The organism is Pseudomonas mandelii (assembly GCF_002251635.1).
Lineage (GTDB): Bacteria > Pseudomonadota > Gammaproteobacteria > Pseudomonadales > Pseudomonadaceae > Aquipseudomonas > Aquipseudomonas mandelii_B.
On record NZ_NMOJ01000168.1, the window covers coordinates 38,761 to 57,917 of the forward strand.

General features: G+C 60.4%; 19 protein-coding genes. 12 read left to right on the plus strand and 7 right to left on the minus strand.

Going from position 1 to position 19,157, the window contains the following annotated elements; genetic code table 11:
* Window positions 1–41 precede the first annotated feature (41 nt).
* Both B7L09_RS21395 and B7L09_RS21400 read left to right on the plus strand, forming a co-directional pair.
* On the plus strand, window positions 42–818 hold the full coding sequence (locus B7L09_RS21395; RefSeq protein ID WP_094470516.1) for an IclR family transcriptional regulator: 777 nt from the start codon (window positions 42–44) through the stop codon (window positions 816–818).
* Between the two features lie 227 nt (window positions 819–1,045).
* The gene (locus tag B7L09_RS21400; RefSeq protein WP_094470517.1) at window positions 1,046–1,924 is read left to right on the plus strand and encodes a DMT family transporter; all 879 of its coding nucleotides are present in this window, start codon (window positions 1,046–1,048) and stop codon (window positions 1,922–1,924) included.
* A 49-nt stretch (window positions 1,925–1,973) separates the two neighbouring features.
* Here the strand turns inward: B7L09_RS21400 and B7L09_RS21405 are convergent, their stop codons facing one another.
* Window positions 1,974–3,275 (minus strand): MFS transporter, encoded by a 1,302-nt coding sequence (locus tag B7L09_RS21405; protein WP_255142336.1) that lies wholly within the window; start codon window positions 3,273–3,275, stop codon window positions 1,974–1,976.
* Window positions 3,276–3,662: 387 nt separating this feature from the next.
* Here B7L09_RS21405 and quiC point away from each other — a divergent pair, with 387 nt between their 5' ends.
* A complete protein-coding gene (gene quiC / locus B7L09_RS21410) occupies window positions 3,663–5,564 on the plus strand; it encodes a 3-dehydroshikimate dehydratase QuiC (RefSeq protein WP_094470519.1) in 1,902 nt (633 codons plus the stop codon).
* A gap of 102 nt (window positions 5,565–5,666) precedes the next feature.
* Complete coding sequence (locus tag B7L09_RS21415) at window positions 5,667–6,344, plus strand: TetR/AcrR family transcriptional regulator (protein ID WP_094470520.1); 678 nt, start codon at window positions 5,667–5,669, stop codon at window positions 6,342–6,344.
* Window positions 6,345–6,410: 66 nt separating this feature from the next.
* Here B7L09_RS21415 and B7L09_RS21420 read toward each other — a convergent pair whose 3' ends face one another.
* From B7L09_RS21420 to B7L09_RS21430, 3 genes are all read right to left on the minus strand, one after another.
* Window positions 6,411–7,271 carry a shikimate dehydrogenase gene (locus B7L09_RS21420; RefSeq protein ID WP_094470536.1) on the minus strand — a complete coding sequence of 287 codons (861 nt, stop codon included), beginning with the start codon at window positions 7,269–7,271 and terminating at the stop codon, window positions 6,411–6,413.
* 5 nt (window positions 7,272–7,276) lie between these two features.
* The gene (gene aroQ / locus B7L09_RS21425) at window positions 7,277–7,717 is read right to left on the minus strand and encodes a type II 3-dehydroquinate dehydratase (RefSeq protein ID WP_094470521.1); all 441 of its coding nucleotides are present in this window, start codon (window positions 7,715–7,717) and stop codon (window positions 7,277–7,279) included.
* 140 nt (window positions 7,718–7,857) lie between these two features.
* On the minus strand, window positions 7,858–8,769 hold the full coding sequence (locus tag B7L09_RS21430; protein ID WP_094470522.1) for a LysR family transcriptional regulator: 912 nt from the start codon (window positions 8,767–8,769) through the stop codon (window positions 7,858–7,860).
* Between the two features lie 111 nt (window positions 8,770–8,880).
* Here B7L09_RS21430 and B7L09_RS21435 point away from each other — a divergent pair, with 111 nt between their 5' ends.
* The 3 genes from B7L09_RS21435 (at window position 8,881) to B7L09_RS21445 (ending at window position 10,171) form a co-directional block, all read left to right on the plus strand.
* Window positions 8,881–9,087, plus strand: coding sequence for a tautomerase family protein (locus B7L09_RS21435; RefSeq protein WP_094470523.1), 207 nt, complete (start codon window positions 8,881–8,883; stop codon window positions 9,085–9,087).
* Window positions 9,088–9,299: 212 nt separating this feature from the next.
* Window positions 9,300–9,728, plus strand: a complete 429-nt coding sequence (locus tag B7L09_RS21440) for a DUF4160 domain-containing protein (RefSeq protein WP_094470524.1) — start codon at window positions 9,300–9,302, stop codon at window positions 9,726–9,728.
* Window positions 9,725–10,171: a DUF2442 domain-containing protein gene (locus tag B7L09_RS21445; protein ID WP_094470525.1), complete on the plus strand. Its 447-nt coding sequence runs from the start codon at window positions 9,725–9,727 to the stop codon at window positions 10,169–10,171. The genes B7L09_RS21440 and B7L09_RS21445 overlap by 4 nt, the downstream gene beginning before the upstream one ends.
* A 53-nt stretch (window positions 10,172–10,224) precedes the next feature.
* On the opposite strand, the gene trmA is transcribed toward B7L09_RS21445, so the two are convergent.
* Entirely contained in the window at window positions 10,225–11,304 is a 1,080-nt protein-coding gene (gene trmA / locus B7L09_RS21450; protein ID WP_094470526.1) for a tRNA (uridine(54)-C5)-methyltransferase TrmA, read from the minus strand.
* Window positions 11,301–12,596: an NCS2 family permease gene (locus tag B7L09_RS21455; RefSeq protein WP_094470527.1), complete on the minus strand. Its 1,296-nt coding sequence runs from the start codon at window positions 12,594–12,596 to the stop codon at window positions 11,301–11,303. The genes trmA and B7L09_RS21455 overlap by 4 nt, the downstream gene beginning before the upstream one ends.
* Before the next feature lie 214 nt (window positions 12,597–12,810).
* Between B7L09_RS21455 and B7L09_RS21460 the strand changes: the two genes are divergently transcribed.
* The 5 genes from B7L09_RS21460 (at window position 12,811) to B7L09_RS21480 (ending at window position 17,779) form a co-directional block, all read left to right on the plus strand.
* Entirely contained in the window at window positions 12,811–13,269 is a 459-nt protein-coding gene (locus B7L09_RS21460) for a DUF4879 domain-containing protein (RefSeq protein ID WP_094470528.1), read from the plus strand.
* Between the two features lie 67 nt (window positions 13,270–13,336).
* Window positions 13,337–13,888: a DJ-1 family glyoxalase III gene (locus B7L09_RS21465; RefSeq protein ID WP_094470529.1), complete on the plus strand. Its 552-nt coding sequence runs from the start codon at window positions 13,337–13,339 to the stop codon at window positions 13,886–13,888.
* 182 nt (window positions 13,889–14,070) lie between these two features.
* Window positions 14,071–14,595: a (2Fe-2S)-binding protein gene (locus tag B7L09_RS21470; protein WP_064454231.1), complete on the plus strand. Its 525-nt coding sequence runs from the start codon at window positions 14,071–14,073 to the stop codon at window positions 14,593–14,595.
* Window positions 14,592–15,581, plus strand: coding sequence for an FAD binding domain-containing protein (locus B7L09_RS21475; RefSeq protein WP_094470530.1), 990 nt, complete (start codon window positions 14,592–14,594; stop codon window positions 15,579–15,581). Before B7L09_RS21470 ends, B7L09_RS21475 begins: the two co-directional genes overlap by 4 nt.
* Entirely contained in the window at window positions 15,578–17,779 is a 2,202-nt protein-coding gene (locus B7L09_RS21480) for a xanthine dehydrogenase family protein molybdopterin-binding subunit (protein WP_094470531.1), read from the plus strand. The genes B7L09_RS21475 and B7L09_RS21480 overlap by 4 nt, the downstream gene beginning before the upstream one ends.
* Here B7L09_RS21480 and B7L09_RS21485 read toward each other — a convergent pair.
* Entirely contained in the window at window positions 17,776–19,014 is a 1,239-nt protein-coding gene (locus B7L09_RS21485; RefSeq protein ID WP_094470532.1) for an MFS transporter, read from the minus strand. The genes B7L09_RS21480 and B7L09_RS21485 overlap by 4 nt on opposite strands.
* Between the last annotated feature and the right edge of the window lie 143 nt (window positions 19,015–19,157).

The window sequence follows — 19,157 nt, forward strand, 5'->3', positions numbered from 1 at the left end:
TTCATCTTCTAGAATCAGGCAAATTGTAGGTGGAACCTCCCATGGCCGGCAGTCAGATCGAACGTGTCTTCAATGTGCTCGAAAGCCTCACCAGTGACCCTCGGGGTCTGCCGATGCAGATGCTCGCGGAGCAACTGGACATCCCGAAAAGCGCAACTCACCGCCTGCTCGCGGAGCTGATCCGGTTGGGTTATGTGCGACAGAATCCAGAGAACCTGCGATATCACTTGTCCACCAAACTGGTGGCGATGGGGTTTCGTTACTTGTCAGGCAGCGGCGCCGATATCGTGCAGCCGGTGCTGGATCGCCTGGCCCAGGAGACCGGAGAGTTGGTGCGTCTCGGGGTGATTGAAGGCGAGCGGCAGATCTGGATTGCCAAATCCCAAGGGGCCCGTTCCGGCCTGCGCTACGACCCGGAAATGGGCCGCGATGCGCCGTTGTTCTATACCGCGTCGGGCCATGCGTGGCTGGCGTGCATGAGCGATGCCGAGGCATTGTCGCTGGTGGAGCGCCAGGGCGGTGAGCGGCCAAAGGACCTTGGGCCGAATGCTCCGCGTTCCAACATTGAACTACTCGAACGCCTGCGTCTGGCGCGAGAGCAGGGCTACGCCTGGGTCGAGGAAAGCTCGGCGGTGGGCACCTCGGCGATCGCGGCGGTGGTGCGGCACCCGAGCGAAGGGCGAGTGATTGGTGTGCTGAGCATCGCCGGGCCGAGTGCGCGGATGCCGGGGGCGCGGTTGCATGAATTGGCGCCGCTGTTGTTGAGGTATACCGAAGAATTGGCGGCGGCGAGTCTGGCGTCGGAGTTGTTCAGTTGATTTGTGGGGGGCGAGTAGGCTCGCTCCCATAATTGANTNTGGCGTCGGAGTTGTTCAGTTGATTTGTGGGGGGCGAGTAGGCTCGCTCCCATAATTGATTTTTATTGGCTGTAAAACTGTGCGGTATTCGAACACTTTCGGCTGATGCTTGTGTTGGAATCTGGAACCAGGTTCTAAATTATTGGAACTCACCGCCCGCGACACGTTGCACTTCGCAAGGGATACCCATGACTGCCAGCACACCGCTCTCCGGCGTCAACCAGCCCTTCAAAGGGATTTTGCTGATTGTCGTCGCCACTTTCCTGTTTTCCAGTCATGACGCCTTTTCGAAATACCTCTCGGGCTTCTATCCGATCGTGATGGTGGTCTGGGCCCGCTATGTGGTGCACACCCTGTTGATGGCCGGGATTTTTCTGCCGCAGTCCGGGTTGCGCGTCCTACGGACCAAACGGCCGATGCTGCAGTTGGTGAGGGCGTTGTGCCTGTTGGGCACCAGTCTGTTTTTTACCACCGGCCTGCAGTACATCCCGTTGGCCGAAGCGACGGCGGTCAACTTTCTTGCGCCGGTTCTGGTGACTGCGCTGTCGGTGCCGCTGCTGGGGGAGCGCGTGACGCGTGGCCAATGGCTGGCGGTGATCTGCGGGTTTATCGGCGTGCTGATCATCATCCACCCGGGCGGCGATCTGTTCACGCCAGCGGTGCTGCTGCCGCTCTGTTCGGCGCTGTTTTTTTGCTTTTATCAGGTGCTCACTCGCAAGCTCAGCAACATCGACACCCCGACCACCAGCAACTTCTTCGCTGGCCTGTGCAATACCTTGGTGATGAGCGCGCTGGTGCCGTTCTTCTGGCAGCTCCCTACGCTGTGGCACGGTGTGTTGATGCTGGCGCTGGGCAGCTGCGGGATGACTGCGCACCTGTTTCTGACTCAGGCTTTCCGTCATGCCGCGCCCGCGTTGTTGGCGCCGTTCGGTTACTGTCAGATCGTGTTTGCCGGTCTGCTGGGCTGGCTGCTGTTCTCGCACACACCGACCCTGACTACGGTGATCGGGATCGCGGTGATTTGCTGCAGCGGATTGGCGGCGGCGTGGCAGCAGAGTCGTCGGTAGGAAAATCAAAAAGGCAGGCCTGGAACCAGACCTGCCAAGGGAGGGCATTTTACTCGGTGACGGTAGGAATCTTGCGCGGAGCCATGAAGTACATCCAGGTCAGCGCGATGAAGTACATCGCCGGGATCAGGGTGAACAGCACGGTGTAGTTGTTGTTCGTCACCGTAAGGATATGGCCGACGATCTGGGTCATGAACATGCCGCCGATGGCTGCGCACATACCGCCGAAACCAAACACTGTGCTCATCATGTGCTTGGGCGTGTAGTCCATCACCAGGCTCCAGATGTTGGCGGTCCAGGCCTGGTGCGCGCCGATGGCCAGGGAGATCGCAAACACCGCGACCCACAACTGGCTGGAGCCGGCCGCCATGATCACGCCGACGATGCAGCAGGCAAACAGCAACATGGACATCAGCCGCGCCTTGATCGGGTTCATCCCACGGCCGATCAGGAATGACGACAGAATCCCCCCACCCACGCTGCCGAAGTCGGCTGTCAGGTAAATGATGATCAGCGGGATACCCATCTGGGTCACGTTGATGCCCAGGTTGTATTGCTGGTTCAAGAACGGCGGCAGCCAATACAGGTAGAACCAGAACACCGGTGCGGTCATNGAGTAGGCGAGGGCGAAGGCCCAGGTGCCACGCATGCGCAGGATTTTCGAGAACGGTACACGGGTCTGCTCCGGCTCGACTTCCTTCTGGATGTAGTCCAGTTCCGATTGTTTGGCCGTTGGATGGTCTTCCGGGTTGTAGTACTTCAAACCCCAGAACACCAGCCAGATTGCGCCCAGCGATGCCATGCACAGGAACGCTGCCTGCCAGCCCCATACATGCAGGATCAGCGGCAGCAGCATCGGCGTCATCATTGCGCCCACGTTGGTGCCGGCGTTGAAGATACCGGTGGCCACCGCGCGCTCACCGGCCGGGAACCACAACCGTGTGGTCTTGACGCAAGCCGGGTAGTTGGCGGCTTCGGTCAGCCCGAGGATAAAGCGGCACACCATAAAGCCGACGGCCGAGGTGGCCAGGCCGTGGGCGCCGGTTGCCAGGCTCCATAACAGCACTGCGCAGAAGAACACGCGCTTCACGCCGACGCGGTCGATCAAGCGACCCTGCAGCACAAAGCCGATGGCGTAGCCGACCTGGAACCAGAAGTTGATGTTGGCGTAATCCATCGCCGTCCAGCTCATCTCTTTGGCCAGGATCGGTTGCATCACGCCCAGGGCGGCGCGGTCGATGTAGTTGAGGGTGGTGGCGAAGAACACCAGTGCCAGCATGCCCCAACGGGTCTTGCCGACCGCCATGGCGCCGCGAATCTTGTCGCCGATAACGCCGCTGGCAGGAGTCATGGAGGAGCGCTCCACGGGAGAACTTTGAGAAGGAGTCATGTAGGCCACCGATTATTTTTATGTGGTGTTCTGTTTCTTTGGTCATCGAGACCGGTGTTTTCGATCGGACTCAATGTGTCGTCGATGGTGGGCAGTGGCTGAAAAATCGTCAATTCGCCAATCGGCATAGTGTTCGATAATCGCACGCAAAACTAACCGGGTAGTACACTTTGAATTGCTGTGCAGGGTCTTGCAGCCAATAATTCACCTCAAGAAAAACGCGGTCTCTGTAGGAGCCGGCTTGCTGGCGATGGCAATCTCGCGGACGCCATCGCCAGCAAGCCGGCTCCTACCTAAAGCGAAAGCGTGCCAGGCCCTGAAAAGATAGCCTCCACCGGGAGTCGAAATATGCAGCGTTCCATTGCCACCGTTTCCTTGAGCGGTACCCTGCCGGAAAAGCTCGAAGCCATTGCCGCCGCCGGGTTTGATGGGGTTGAGATCTTCGAAAACGACCTGTTGTATTACGACGGCAGCCCGCGGGAAATCAAGCAGATGTGCGCCGATCTCGGGATCGCCATCACGTTGTTCCAGCCGTTTCGCGACTTTGAAGGCTGCCGCCGTGATCGCCTGGCACGCAACCTGGAGCGCGCCGAGCGCAAGTTCGATTTGATGCAGGAGCTGGGCACCGACCTGGTGCTGGTGTGCAGCAATGCGTCCACCGATTCCATCGGTGATGAACACATCCTCATCGACGACTTGCGCCTGCTGGCCGAACACGCCGGCGCACGCGGGCTGCGGATCGGCTACGAAGCGCTGGCCTGGGGCCGGCATGTGAACACCTGGCAACAGGTGTGGAACATNGTCCGTCAGGNCGATCACCCAAGCCTTGGCGTGTTGCTGGACAGCTTTCACACGCTGTCGCTCAAGGGGGATCCGAGTGCGATCGCCGAGATCCCTGGCGATAAGATCTTTTTTGTGCAAATGGCCGATGCGCCGATCCTGGCCATGGATGTGCTGGAGTGGAGTCGACATTTCCGCTGTTTCCCAGGCCAGGGCGAATTCGATTTGCCGGGTTTCCTGGCTCCGATCATCAAGAGCGGGTACACCGGGCCGCTGTCGCTGGAAATCTTCAACGACGGTTTCCGCGCCGCACCGCCTCGGGCCAACGCCGCTGATGGATTGCGTTCGTTGCTGTATCTGGAGGAGAAAACCCGTCAGCGTCTGGCCCAGGAAACGCCACCGGCGGCCAGCCTCGACATTCTGTTCGAGACGCCCAAGGCCAGCGAATACAACGGCATCGAGTTTCTTGAATTCGCTGTGGACGAAAGCCTCGGCGCCAAGCTTTCCCATTGGCTGGAGCGACTGGGTTTCGTCAAGGCCGGGCAACATCGCTCCAAGAGCGTGAGCCTGCTGCGTCAGGGCGACATCAACCTGATCCTCAATTCCGAGCCTTACTCGTTTGCCCACAGTTTTTTCGAAGCGCACGGCCCATCGCTGTGCGCCACCGCGGTGCGGGTCAAGGACAGCGCTAAAGCGTTGGAGCGGGCGGTGGCCTACAAGGGCCAGCCCTATCGCGGACTGGTCGGCCCCAACGAGCTTGAACTGGCTGCCGTGCGCGCACCGGATGGCAGTCTGATTTATCTGGTGGATCAGGACGCCGATGTCTACGGCACCGATTTCCATCTGCAACCGCCCGCCGTGGCCGGTGGCGGCCTCAAACGCATCGACCATATGGCCATGGCGCTGCCGGCCGACAGCCTCGACAGCTGGGTGCTGTTCTACAAGAGCCTGCTGGACTTTGAAGCCGATGACGAAGTGGTGCTCCCCGACCCCTACGGNTTGGTGAAGAGNCGCGCGTTGCGCAGCCGCTGCAGTTCGATTCGCTTGCCGNTGAACATTTCCGAAAACCGCAACACCGCGATTTCCCACGCGCTGTCGAGTTATCGCGGCTCGGGTGTGCATCACATTGCCTTCGACTGTGCGGACATTTTCGCCGAGGTGAGCCGCGCCAAAGAGGCGGGCGTGCCGNTGCTGGATATTCCGCTCAACTATTACGATGACCTGGCGGCGCGGTTTGATTTCGACGACGAGTTCCTCAGCGAACTGGCGTACTACAACGTGTTGTACGACCGTGACGCCCAGGGCGGTGAGTTGTTTCATGTCTACACCGAGCCGTTCGAAGGGCGGTTTTTCTTTGAGATCATCCAACGCAAAAATGGCTACGCCGGTTATGGCGCGGCCAACGTGGCGGTGCGCCTGGCAGCNATGGCCAAATCCCGAATTGGTGCGGTACGTCCGGCAAAGTTGTAGGAAAATCGTAAACACGGCGACAAACCACTGCCGCGCGGCTTCCTTCACTGGGCGGTGCGGCCCATAATCGCCAGCCTGTGCAGTGATGGCCGTGAGCCCGCAATGACGATAACTTCAGAACTCTCCGCAGCGCCCGCCGAACCGATTGCCGGGCCGCGCAAGAGTCGCAAGAACAACCCGGAAAAGACCCGCGAGAACATCCTTCAAGAGGCGATTGTCGAGTTCGTCCAGCAAGGGCTTTCCGGTGCTCGCGTCGATGCCATCGCCGAGCGCATCCACACCTCAAAACGCATGATCTATTACTACTTCGGCAGCAAGGAGCAGTTGTACGTCGAGGTGCTGGAGAAACTCTACGGCGATATCCGCAATACGGAAAACCATCTTCACCTGGCCGAACTGGCGCCGGTGGAGGCGATTCGGCGACTGGTGGAATTCACCTTCGATCACCATGATCGCAACGTCGATTTTGTGCGCATCGTCAGCATCGAGAACATCCACAACGCTGAGTACGTGAAGCGCTCCGACGCGATCAAGGCGATGAACAACACCATCCTCGACTCATTGGGCGTGATTTTGCGCCGCGGTGCCGAAGAAGGCGTGTTCCGTTCCGGGCTTGAGCCGCTGGATGTGCATCTGCTGATCAGCTCGTTTTGCTTTTATCGCGTGTCGAACCGCCATACATTCGGTGAGATCTTTCAGATCGACTTGCCGGACGAAAACATCAAGCAGCGTCATCGGGTGATGATCTGCGAGTCGGTGTTGCGGTATTTGCAGGCCTGACCTGTGGTGAGAACGGTTGTGGCGAGGGGGCTGGAGCAAGCCCGCTCCCACATTTGAATTGGGTTTCTACTGCGAGGTGTTCATGCTCTGAAAATGCGCCAACATCCTTTGCGCATCCGGCGCTTCGCCACTGAACAACTCAAACGCCTTCACCGCCTGAAACACCGCCATGTTGCCGCCATCCAGCGTGCGGCAGCCCAAGGCGCGGGCGCTGCGTAGCAGCTCGGTTTCCAGTGGGAAATACACAATCTCCGCCACCCACAACTCAGCCCGAAGCAACGCCACCGGCACCGGCATGCCCGGCAGTTTTTTCATGCCCATGGGCGTGGTGTTCACTAACCCATCCGCCTGGGCCAACGTGCTCGGTAAATCATGCCCGGCCACGGCCCGGCCAGCGCCGAAGTGTTGATTGAGGTTGTCCGCCAGCGCCTGTGCGCGGCTGATCTCCACATCAAAAATGCTCAGCAGTTGTACGCCTTCGCTCAACAGCGCGTGGGCCACTGCCGCACCGGCGCCGCCAGCGCCCATCTGGACCACGCGCTCACGGGCAACGTCCTTCAAGCCCCGGCGAAAACCTTCGGCGAACCCCAGGCAATCGGTGTTGTGGCCGATGCGTTTACCCTCCTTCAGCACCACCGTGTTCACCGCTCCGATGCCACGCGCTTCCGGCGACAACTCGTCGAGCAACGGGATGATCGCCTGCTTGCACGGAAAGGTGATGTTCAGGCCGGTGAAGTTCATGCACTCGGCGGCCATCAACAGATCGGGCAGGGCGCTGCTGTCGAGTTTCAGCTGATCGAGGTCGATCAAACGATAGAGATAACGCAAGCCCTGGGCATCGCCTTCGTGTTCGTGCAGCGCCGGGGTACGGGAAGCCTGGATGCCGGCGCCGATCAGCCCGGCCAATACCGCGTTGTTCTGAGTCACGGCGTTCACCCCTTCAAGCGTTGGCTGAAGTAATCCAGCGCCAGGCGATAACCATGGCTGCCGAAACCTGCCATCACCGCAGTGGCGATGGCTGAAACGAAGGAGTGATGCCGGAAGGGCTCGCGGGCGTGGACGTTGGACAGGTGGACTTCGACCACCGGCAATTCGCTGGCGATCAAGGCATCGCGGATCGCCACCGAGGTGTGGGTCCAGGCCGCCGGATTGATCACGATCCCGGCGCAGCGGGCGCGGGCACCGTGGATCCAGTCAAGTAATTCGCCTTCGTGGTTGGTCTGGCGAAATTCCACCGCCAGGCCGAATTCTTCGGCGGCGCGTCCGCACAGCGCCGAAATGTCTGACAGGGTTTCGTGACCGTAAGTCGCCGGTTCACGGGTACCGAGCAGGTTCAGATTCGGGCCGTTAAGCACCAGAACGATAGGGGACATCGAGGTCTCTCCACTTATTATTTTTGGAATCGGCCGGGGTGTTCAGCCTGTGGAGATAAATTGTACTAGCTGGTTACTTCGGTCAATTGAAGAGAGATTTCATTGAGGTTTTGTGTGCGGTGATCGGACAGTCTCACTGTTTATCGCGGCAGATGTTCAACCAGGAAATCGATGAAAGCCCGCAGTCTCAACGGCATATGACGGCTCTGTGGATAAAGCAATGTGAAGGGCCGGGAGCGTCCGCCATAAGGTTTGAGCACCTCCACCAACGATCCATCGGCCAGTTCGTTTTCGACAATAAACCGGTAAGTCTGAAACAACCCCGCGCCGTTTTTGGCCAGGGTCACGCCGCCGAGCACATCGTCAGAACAACTGAAGCTGCCTTCGGCAAGAATCTCCCGCGGTGCGCCGTTGTCGTTGAACAGCCAGGCAATCCGCCGACCGCTGCTGGGCAGTTCGTATTGAATGCATTCGTGTTGCGCAAGGTCGTCCAGGCTTTGCGGAGTTCCCGCGCGCTTTAAGTAATCGGGACTGGCAATCATCACCAGCTCGGCGTCCTCAAGGTGACGGGCGATGAGGCCGGAATCCGGAATAGCCCGTACGCGGATCGCCATGTCATAGCCTTCGCCGACGAAATCGATGTTGCGATTGCTGATGTGCGACTCGACCTTCACGTCTGGAAAGCGCGCCCGGAATGCCGGCAACAACGGCAAGATCCGGTGGTGCGCATACGTCGTGGGAATACTGATGCGCAGCGTGCCGGACGGTTGCTGCTGCTGGCCCATGACCTCGCGCTGAGCCTCCACCAACTGCGCCAGTGCCTGACGGCATTCCTCGTAATAGCGGCGACCACTGTCGGTCAGCTTGACGCTGCGGGTGGTGCGCGCAAACAGCCGCACACCGAGGCGTTCTTCCATGCGCGACACCGACCGACTCACGGCGGCCGGTGTTACGCCGGCCACCAACGCGGCCGCCGTAAAGCTGCCGGCCTCGGCCGCCAGGCAAAACAGTTCGATGCTGCCCAACTGAAGATCGTCGAATACTCGCTGCATGATGGATGACACCAAGGATCAAATGAGGGACTGCGCCACTGTAGATGAAATCGCCGCAGCAGTGCTTTACTTGACCGGCCTCTCATTGGATAACCGGACAGGAGCAGCATCATGCCTTTCGTCAGCGTACGAATCACCCGTGACGGCGTTACCCGGGAACAGAAAGCTCAGGTCATTGCCGAGATTACCGACACCTTGGAGCGAGTCCTCGGCAAGGATCCGAAATTGACCCACATCGTGATCGAAGAAGTCGACACCGATAACTGGGGTTACGCCGGCATGACCACCACCGAGTATCGAAAAAACCAGCCGGGATGAGGGGATGACAAGCCCGCAGAGCCGTCCTCGCGACGGCTTTTTTGTGGGCGCGGCGAAAGGATTGCTTACTATTTTGCGCAGTTATCCACCGGCCCAAGGCGATGCTTGGCGCTAGTCTCAGAGGCGTAAAGGCGATTTGGCGCAGAGCCAATCGTCGGTTTTTCCAGGGAGTGTCGGGTCTTTGGATTCGTTAACCTAACGGATGGGTTAGTATGCGGTTATTCAGCTACAAAGGTTTTTCAATGGTGATCATGTTGCGTGATGAGCACTGTCCGCCGCACGCACATGTAGACGCCGGAAGCTGGAGCGCACGCTTCAAATTCTGCTTTTGGCACAACAGTGTCGAGCTGTGGGATGTGGTTCCTCATTCAAATCGGCCACCTGTGGCCGTGCTGGAAGGATTGCGTCACGCACTCGGACAACCCGCGCACTTGCGTCGCGCCCGGGCCATCTGGTGGGACAAGCTGCAAACGGTCTGTCTCGATCATCAGAAATGGGACTGGCAGACCAGCGAAGTCGTGGTGGTAAAAAGGATTGCGAGTACGACCTGGATGATTGGCTCGGCTTGCTACGAACCCGAGACGAACAAGACCCTGTTGGCGCTGATCGGCGTTCCGGAAGGTGTGGAGATCCAACTATGAAAACGATTCAGGCAGGAATGCTGGCCGATCGGCCTGTCACCGAGGCCGTGCTGGATGAAGCCATCCAGCGCGGGCAAGTGCGCCAGAAAAACGGATTGCAGGCGACTTCGGTAAAGTTTGCGGAACCTTGTCTGGCGGTCGGCTTCATTGATGGCAGTGGGGTGCTGCTGCCTGTGCAGCACTATCCGGAATTCGATGATTTCGACATCGAGGATTTCGCAGACCTGAAAGTCGGCTTTTCCGGCACCGCTTTATGTCATGAAGGCAAGGATCTGAACGTGTCCATCGCCGGGATGATTTCAGCGAGCAAGCCGTTGATGGACATGGCTGCTTCGGTCATTGCCTCGCGCAACGGTCGCCAAAGCAGCGCCGCCAAAGCCGAGGCTGCGCGGACCAATGGCCGTAAAGGCGGGCGTCCGCGCAAGGCAGAGGTCACCGATTGATCACCCACAAAAAAGCCGTCGTACTGACGGCTGTTTTGTAGGGCGGGCTGCAATCAACGACGGGTCAACAACACCCCGGATTCCATGTGATGTGTCCACGGAAACTGGTCGAACATCGCGCACTGGGTGATGCGATGGGTGTCGTGCAACTGGTCGATGTTGGCCGCCAGGGTTTCAGGGTTGCAGGAGATGTACAGGATGTTGTCGAAGCGTCGGGTCAGTTCGCAGGTGTCCGGGTCCATGCCCGCACGCGGCGGGTCGACGAAGACACTTCCGAATTCGTAGCTTTTCAGGTCGATGCCGTGCAGGCGGCGGAACGGACGCACTTCGTTAAGTGCTTCGGTGAGTTCTTCGGCGGAGAGGCGCACCAGGGTGACGTTATCCACCGCGTTTTCATCGAGGTTGCTCAGGGCCGCGTTTACCGAGGTTTTGCTGATTTCGGTGGCCAGCACTTTTCGTACGCGGGTAGCCAAAGGCAGCGTGAAGTTGCCATTGCCGCAATACAGCTCCAACAAATCATCCGGGCGATCACCCAAGGCGTCGTAAGCCCAGTTGAGCATCTTCTGGTTCACCGTGCCGTTGGGCTGGGTGAATGCACCTTCGGGCTGGCGGTAGCTGAACGTGCGACCACCGACGTCCAGTTTCTCGACCACGTAATCCTGGCCAATCACTTCGCGTTTGCCTTTCGAACGACCGATAACGCTGACGTTCAGGTCGGTGGCCAGTTTCGACGCCGCCGCGTGCCAGTGTTCGTCCAGTGGGCGGTGATAGCACAGGGTGATCATCGCATCGCCGGCCAGGGTGGTCAGGAACTCCACCTGAAACAGCTTGTGGCTCAGCGCCGCACTTGCCTTCCAGGCCGCCTTGAGCTGCGGCATCANNAGGTTGATGCGTTGGCTGGCGATGGGGAATTCTTCGATCAGGATCGGCGTGCGTTTGTCGTCCTGGGAAAACATCGCGTAGTGGCGTTCACCGCCTTCGCGCCACAGGCGGAACTCCGCCCGCAGGCGGAAGTTCTGCAGCGGCGAGTCAAACACCGCAGGTTCCGGTGCATCGAACGGGGCCAGCAGGTCGCGCAGGCGCGTGACCTTTTCTTCGAGCTGAGCGGTGTAGCTTGTGGCGTCAAAAGTCATGCGTTGAACCAGCCCAGCTTGATCACAAACAGAATCGACAGGATCACCAGTGCCGGGTTCAGCTCACGGTAGCGGCCCGAAAGCAGCTTGATGGCGGTCCAGGCGATGAAACCGAAGGCAATGCCGTTGGCGATGGAGTAAGTGAAGGGCATCGCCAGGGCGGTGATCACCACCGGCGCTGCAACAGTAATGTCATCCCAGTCGATTTCGGCCAGGCCCGAGGTCATCAGCACGGCCACGAACAGCAGCGCCGGCGCGGTCGCGAAGGCTGGAACGCTGGCAGCCAATGGCGAGAAGAACAGCGCCAGCAGGAACAGGATCGCGACCACGACGGCGGTCAGGCCGGTGCGGCCACCGGCACTCACGCCCGCAGCGGATTCGATGTAGCTGGTGGTGGTCGAGGTGCCCAGCAGCGAACCGGCCATGGCCGCGGTGCTGTCGGCGATCAGCGCACGGCCCATTTTCGGCATGTGGCCGTCTTTGCCCATCAGGCCGGCGCGCTTGGCAACGCCGATCAGGGTGCCGGAGTTGTCGAACAGGTCCACGAACAGGAAAGCGAAAATCACGCTGACCAAGCCGATATCCAGTGCGCCTTTGATATCCAGCTGCAGGAAGGTGGGGGCCAGGGACGGTGGCATCGACGTCACGCCGCCGAACGGCGTGAAGCCCAATGCGATGGACGTGATGGTCACGACCAGAATGCCGATCAGTACCGCACCGCGCACGGCGAGCGCTTCGAGGGCAACGATCAGGGCAAAACCGAGGGTCGCGAGGATCGGAGCGGGTTGCTTCAAATCACCGAGGCCGACCATGGTTGCCGGGTTGCTGACGACGATGCCGGCGTTGTGCAGGGCGATCAGCGCCAGGAACAGGCCGATACCGGCTGCAATCGCCGAGCGCAGGGGCAGCGGGATGCTGTTGATGATCCACTCACGGATGCGGAAGATCGACAGCAGGAAGAACAACACCGCCGAAATGAATACCGCGCCCAGCGCCACTTGCCAGGTGTGGCCCATGTGCAGGACCACGGTGTAGGTAAAGAAGGCATTGAGGCCCATGCCCGGCGCCAGTGCGATCGGGTAGTTGGCGATCAGGCCCATCACGGTCGAACCGATGGCGGCGGCCAGGCAGGTCGCGACAAACACCGCGCCCTTGTCCATGCCTGTCTCGCCGAGGATGCTCGGGTTGACGAACAGAATGTAGGCCATGGCCAAAAAGGTGGTGATACCCGCGAGAATCTCGGTGCGCACGTTGGTGTTGTGTGCNTTGAGTTGAAACAGCCTTTCCAGCATGTCTGCTCCCCGTGGCGCGCCCGGCGCCGTGAATGTATCGACCTCAACAGCAAAGCACAGACCGCTGATAGCGCCTGGTAATTTTCTGTGGGCCGGAAAAAGCCGCGCATCATACCAGCAGCGTGGGGCTATGGCTGCTTATGGCTGCGATCGTCGTCGATGTTTTGCGCTAAAGCGAAGTGAGCCATACTGCGCGCTGGTTTTGGGGGGCGTTATGAATTGCATTAAGAAGCGTGCGGTTGCGGTGATTGGCGTCGCGATGGCGGTGTGGCTGGGGGCGCAAACGGCCTCGGCGGCGATGGCGCCGCGATTGAGCCAGTTGAAGGTGGTCAAGGTTGAATCGCCGTCCTGTGGTTTTGAGAACATTGCCGACGGGCAGACCGAGACGAGTTGCGATCACAGCGGCCCGAGCATCAAGGTCTACGTGCTGGAAGTCGGCTACGGTAGCCCTAGTCCACATGTCGCGCTGGATGGTTTTGAAATAGATGGCACCCGGACGCCGGTGTGCGCCTTTCAAACCGGCAACCTGACCGAGTGCACACCTGGAGCAAAGACCGTCGGCTACCTCTATATCTTCAATCTTGCAGGCAAGCAGGACGGGATCTTCACGTTCAGCAACACCTCAATCAATGCCCCGGGCGACAAGATGTCGACGCAGCTTTACATCAAGTAACGGCTGCGCTGGAACAAGTCTCAGTAAAGCTGTCTACGCTTTAAAGATCATTCTGTGGACCGCGCCCATGACCTTTAGAGCTTTGATTACCCTCGCCGAGGGCATCGATGACCTGCAAACCGTGACCCTGATCGATGTACTGCGCCGCGCCAAAGTTGAAGTGGTGGCGGCGAGCATCGAGGGCCGACGCATGATCACGTGTGCTCGCGGTACCCGCCTGACTGCCGATGCGATGTTGGTGGATTTGCTGGCCCAGCCGTTCGACCTTCTCGTATTGCCTGGAGGCGAGGTGGGCTCACAGCATCTCGCCGCGCATCAACCCCTGCAACAGTTGATCAAGGACCAGGCCGCCGCCGGGCGTCTGTTCGCGGGCATCGCCGAATCCCCGGCGCTGGCGTTGCAAACCTTTGGCGTCTTGCGTCAGCGGCGCATGACCTGCCTGCCATCGGCCAGCCATCAATTGTCGGGCTGCACTTTTGTCGACCAGCCTGTGGTGGTCGACGGCAACTGCATCACCGCCCAAGGCTCGGGAGCTGCTCTGGAGTTTGCCCTGACGCTGGTGGAGCAACTCTGCGGTAAAGCCATGCGGACGGCTGTGGCGGGGGAGTTGGTGGTTTGAAAAGCGTCAGGCGTGAATGGCAATGGGTTGGATAAACGGTTGCTCGCGATGCTCCGCTTGCCAGAACCCTGCTCAACATCCGCTGATCAATCTCCTTGAACGCTCGATACCCCGGGAAGTCGTACCCCTGAGACGGCGATTTCCCTGAACGCCGCGGATGTACACCAACCCGTGAGGTGTTTATGAGCGCAATTCCCAATGGTGCGGCGGCCCCACCGTTCGCCACCCACTCCATACGCCTGAGCCTCAATGGCCAGGACCGCCAGCTGGACGTGTTGCCCTGGACCACCTTGCTGGATCTGCTGCGCGAGCAACTTGACCTGGTCGGCAGTAAAAAAGGCTGCGACCACGGCCAATGCGGCGCCTGCACGGTGTTGCGCGACGGTAAACGCGTGAACGCCTGCCTGACCCTGGCGGTGATGTGCGACGGCGCGGAGCTGACCACTGTAGAAGGCCTGGCCGACGGCGACGTGTTGCACCCGATGCAGCAGGCCTTTATCAAGCATGACGCTTTCCAGTGCGGCTACTGCACCCCCGGCCAGATTTGCTCGGCTGTTGGCCTGGCCAATGAGGGCCGTGCCCACGATACGGCGCAAATTCAGGAACTGATGAGCGGCAACCTGTGCCGCTGCGGCGCCTACAGCAACATCCGCGATGCCATAGAAGAAGCCTTGCCCGCCTGCCGCGCAAAGGGAGGTGAGCAATGAACCCCTTCCAGTACAGCAAGCCGGCCGATGTGCACGAGGCGGTGCACCTGAGCAGTGCGGCGTCGCGCTTCATTGCCGGCGGTACGAATCTGCTGGATTTGATGAAAGAGAACCTCACTCGCCCCGAACATTTGATCGATATCACCGGTTTGCCACTACGCGAGGTCAAGGAAACGGCCAGCGGCGGCGTGATGATTGGCGCCTTGGTCAGCAATGCCGATCTGGCCTGGCATCCGCTGATTGAACAGCGTTACCCGCTGTTATCCCAGGCGATCCTGGCAGGTGCTTCGCCGCAATTGCGCAACATGGCCAGCACCGGCGGCAATCTTCTGCAACGCACTCGCTGCTATTACTTCTACGACGCCAGCGTGCCGTGCAATAAGCGGGAGCCCGGCAGTGGTTGCCCTGCACGGGACGGTCTCAACCGGATTCACGCGATCCTCGGCGCCAGTACGCATTGCGTCGCCACCCATCCTTCCGACATGTGTGTGGCGTTGGCGGCGTTGGAGGCAATCGTCCACGTCCAGGGGCGCGACGGTGCCAGAACCATTGTGTTTGCCGACTTCCACCGATTGCCGGGCGATGCCCCTGAGCGCGATAACCAACTGGCCGACGATGAACTCATTACCGCGGTCGAGTTGCCCGCCGCCGGTTTTGCCGAGTACAGCCATTATTTGAAGATTCGCGATCGCGCCTCTTACGCCTTCGCCCTGGTGTCGGTCGCCGCAGCGCTGGACTTGTCCGGGCCGGCCATTCGCGAAGCGCGTTTGGCCCTCGGTGGCGTGGCGCATAAACCGTGGCGTGACAATGCCGTCGAGCAATGGCTGGAGGGTAGGGCGGCCACCCATGAAACCTTCTGCGCCGCTGCCGACATGCTCCTGCAAAAGGCCGAACCGCTCGAACATAACGCCTTTAAGGTCAAACTGGCGCGAGAGGCAATTGTTCGCGCCTTGAGCGATGCCGCGCGAGGAGGGCAAGCCCGATGAACACAGTTACCTTACCCATGGGCCAGCCACTGGACCGGGTCGACGGTCCTCTCAAAGTCACCGGCCAGGCCCGCTACGCCGGTGAGTTTCCTGAGGAGGGCCTGCTCCACGGCAGCGTTGTCTCAAGTTCTATCGCCTGCGGTCGCGTGCTCAGCATTGACGCCTCGGAGGCGCTGGCATTGCCCGGTGTTGTCGCGGTGATCGATCACCTCCAGCGTCCGACAATCGCCAGTTATGACAAGGATTACGAAGACGCCGACTCGGCTGACGGCTCGCCGTTTCGGCCTTTGTATAACGACCGTGTGCTCTACAGCGGCCAGCCATTGGCGTTGGTGATCGCAGACAACCTGGAGCTGGCGCGGCACGCCGGTTCGCTGGTGCAGATCGAGTACGCAAGCGAAGCCTTTGAAACCGACTTGCTGGCCATGCAGGAACAGGCGCACCCATCACCGCAAACGCCGCCCGCGCCACGCGGTAACTTCCAGGCTGAATGGGCCGCTGCTGCCGTCAACCTCGATGTGCACTACAGCACGCCCATCGAACACCACAACCCGATGGAGCCCCATGCCAGCACCGTGCTGTATCAGCCGGACGGCACCCTGCATATCCACGACAAGACCCAAGGCCCGCAGAACTGCCAGGCGTATGTGCAAAAAATCTTTGGTCTGGATAAAAGCCAGGTGCGCATCTTCGCTGCGTTCGTCGGTGGCGCCTTCGGTTCGGGCCTGCGCCCGCAATACCAGTTGCCGCTGGCGGTGATGGCGGCATTGGCGCTCAAGCGCTCGGTGCGTGTCACGCTCACCCGGCAACAGATGTTCACGTTCGGCTACCGGCCGCGCACTTTGCAGCGCTTGCAGATGGGCGCCGCTGCCAATGGCCGCCTGCTGGCGTTGGGGCATACCGCGATTGGCCAGACTTCCCGTTTCGAAGACTTCAGTGAACACGTAGTGGAGTGGAGCGGCATGCTCTACCACTGCGACAACGTGCAGCTGACTTACAAACTGGTGCCTCTGGACGTATTTACCCCGCTGGACATGCGGGCGCCGGGGGCTGCGCTGGGCGTGATCGGCCTGGAGTGCGCCATGGATGAACTGGCCTGCGCCTTGGGCATCGACCCGGTGCAACTGCGGCTGATCAACTATGCCGAACGTAACCAGAACGAGGACAAACCCTGGTCGAGCAAAGCCTTGCGCGAGTGCTACAGCGAAGGCGCCGAGCGCTTCGGCTGGGCCCAGCGCAACCCGGAACCGCGCAGCATGCGCGACGGCAACCAGTTGATCGGCTGGGGCATGGCCGGTGGTGTGTGGGAAGCCTTGCAGATGAAGGCCAGCGCCAAGGCGCGGATCGATGCGAAGGGCCAATTGACGGTGAGCAGCGCCACCACTGATATCGGCACCGGCACTTATACGGTCATGACCCAGATTGCCGCCCAGGCCAGCGGTGTGGCGATGGCGGATATCCGCTTTTTGCTGGGGGATTCGTCATTGCCCACCGCGCCGTTGCAGGGCGGCTCGTTTACCGTGTCGTCCGTCGGCACCGCCGTGCAGCAAGCGTGCGAAGCCTTAAAGGAAAAACTGCTCGCCGTTGCGCGGCAAACCTCACCCGCGTTCAGTGGTGTGACCTCGGAACAAGCGGCTTTTGAAGGCGGATATCTGTCATTTGGCGATGCGCGGGTGTCGTTGGCACAATTGGTCAAGGACAGTGGTGAAGAGGCATTGGAAGTGCAGGTCGACAGCGAGCCGGACAAAAAGCGTCAAGGCTATGCGAGCGCTACTCACTCGGCGGTGTTTGTCGAAGTTCAGGTAGACGAAGACCTTGGCACGATCAAGGTGCGGCGGGTGGTCAGCGCCATTGCCGCCGGGCGCGTGGTCAACCCGAAGATGGCGCGCAGCCAGATCCTGGGCGGTGTGGTGTGGGGCATTGGTATGGCGCTGCACGAAGAAACCCAGACCGACCACCAACTGGGGCGCAATATGAACCACAGCCTGGCCGAGTATCACATCCCGGTAAATGCCGATATCGGCGACATTGATGTGATTTTTGTCGAAGAGCACGACGAGATCGTCAATGCGCTCGGTTCCAAGGGCGTGGGTGAGATCGGCATTGTCGGGGTCGCGGCGGCGGTCGCGAATGCGATTTATCACGCCACCGGGAAGCGGGTACGGGACTTTCCCATCACCCTGGACAAGGTGCTTTAGACCTTNNCTTCTTCCACCGGCACATGCATGCGGTCGCGGTTGGCCAGGGTCGGGAACAGTTTGATCCACGCCCCNGTCACCAGCAGCGTACCGATCCCGCCCATGACCACGGCGGGCACGGTGCCGAACCAATGGGCGGTGATGCCGGACTCGAACTCGCCCAACTGGTTCGAAGCACCGATGAACAAACCATTCACGGCGCTGACCCGGCCGCGCATTTCGTCCGGGGTTTCGAGTTGCACGAANGAGGCGCGGATCACCATACTGATCATGTCCGCCGCGCCGAGCACCACCAGCACGGCCAGGGAAAACCAGAACGAAGTCGACAGCCCGAACGCGATGGTCGCGACACCGAACACACCGACGGCCGTGAACATCACCCGCCCGACTTTGCGCTCCACGGCAAATCGCTCCAGGTACAGCGACATCAGCAGCGCACCGACTGCCGGGGCTGAGCGCAGCAGGCCCAGGCCCCAGGCGCCGGTCAGCAGGATGTCTTTGGCGAACACCGGCAGCAACGCCGTGGCACCGCCGAGCAATACCGCAAACAGATCCAGGGAAATCGCCCCGAGAATGTCCGGGCGACTGCGAATGAAGCGGATACCCGCGAGCAACGAATCCAGGGTTGCCTTGCCCTTGTTCAGCGGCGTTTGCCGGGCCGGCAGGTTGAGCATCAACAAGCAGGCAATGATGTAGAGGATCACCGTCGGGCCATACACCCAGACGCTGCCGAAGGCATAGAGCAAACCACCCAGGGCCGGGGCGACGATGGTGGCGGATTGTTGNGCCGATTGTGAGGAGGCCACGGCTCGCGGAAACAGTGCGCTGGGCACGATGCTCGGCAGCAGCGCCTGGGTAGTGGGCATTTCAAACGAGCGTGCGGCGCCGAGCAGAAAGGCCAGGATAAAGATCAACTCTCGGGTGACATGGTCGGTCGCGCTGCCGATGGCCAGGGACAGGGCGATCAACGCTTGCAGAGACTGGCAGATCGCCGCGACCTTGCGCCGGTCATAGCGGTCCGCAACGTGTCCGGTGTGCAGCATGAACAGCACCCGCGGGGCAAATTCCACCAGCCCCACCAGACCCAGGTCCANCACATTGCCGGTCAATTGGTAGAGGTTCCAGCCGATGGCCACGGTGAGCATCTGGAAGCCGCTGGCGGTAAACACCCGAGCCAGCCAGAACGCGATAAAAGGGCGGTGATGGCGTAACAGCAAGGGCGCTTGGCTGGGCATCTGAGGGCAGGTCTTGAGCGGGGGAAGGGTCGAGATTATCACCAACCTGTAACCAGAAGTTGCGGCCCCTGGAAATTTAGTTAGCTAAACACCGATCTGCCGTGGCGAGGGGGCTTGCCCCCGTCGGGCTGCGAAGCGGCCCC

Excerpts from the sequence above, each read along its gene's own strand:
- aroQ (WP_094470521.1), bottom strand. The coding sequence starts at position 7,717 with ATGTCCCCTATCGTTCTGGTGCTTAACGGCCCGAATCTGAACCTGCTC.
- B7L09_RS21470 (WP_064454231.1), top strand. The coding sequence starts at position 14,071 with ATGAGCGCAATTCCCAATGGTGCGGCGGCCCCACCGTTCGCCACCCAC.
- B7L09_RS21465 (WP_094470529.1), top strand. The coding sequence starts at position 13,337 with ATGACCTTTAGAGCTTTGATTACCCTCGCCGAGGGCATCGATGACCTG.
- B7L09_RS21435 (WP_094470523.1), top strand. The coding sequence starts at position 8,881 with ATGCCTTTCGTCAGCGTACGAATCACCCGTGACGGCGTTACCCGGGAA.
- B7L09_RS21400 (WP_094470517.1), top strand. The coding sequence starts at position 1,046 with ATGACTGCCAGCACACCGCTCTCCGGCGTCAACCAGCCCTTCAAAGGG.
- B7L09_RS21430 (WP_094470522.1), bottom strand. The coding sequence starts at position 8,769 with ATGCAGCGAGTATTCGACGATCTTCAGTTGGGCAGCATCGAACTGTTT.
- B7L09_RS21475 (WP_094470530.1), top strand. The coding sequence starts at position 14,592 with ATGAACCCCTTCCAGTACAGCAAGCCGGCCGATGTGCACGAGGCGGTG.
- B7L09_RS21415 (WP_094470520.1), top strand. The coding sequence starts at position 5,667 with ATGACGATAACTTCAGAACTCTCCGCAGCGCCCGCCGAACCGATTGCC.
- B7L09_RS21480 (WP_094470531.1), top strand. The coding sequence starts at position 15,578 with ATGAACACAGTTACCTTACCCATGGGCCAGCCACTGGACCGGGTCGAC.
- B7L09_RS21445 (WP_094470525.1), top strand. The coding sequence starts at position 9,725 with ATGAAAACGATTCAGGCAGGAATGCTGGCCGATCGGCCTGTCACCGAG.
- B7L09_RS21440 (WP_094470524.1), top strand. The coding sequence starts at position 9,300 with ATGCGGTTATTCAGCTACAAAGGTTTTTCAATGGTGATCATGTTGCGT.
- B7L09_RS21460 (WP_094470528.1), top strand. The coding sequence starts at position 12,811 with ATGAATTGCATTAAGAAGCGTGCGGTTGCGGTGATTGGCGTCGCGATG.
- B7L09_RS21395 (WP_094470516.1), top strand. The coding sequence starts at position 42 with ATGGCCGGCAGTCAGATCGAACGTGTCTTCAATGTGCTCGAAAGCCTC.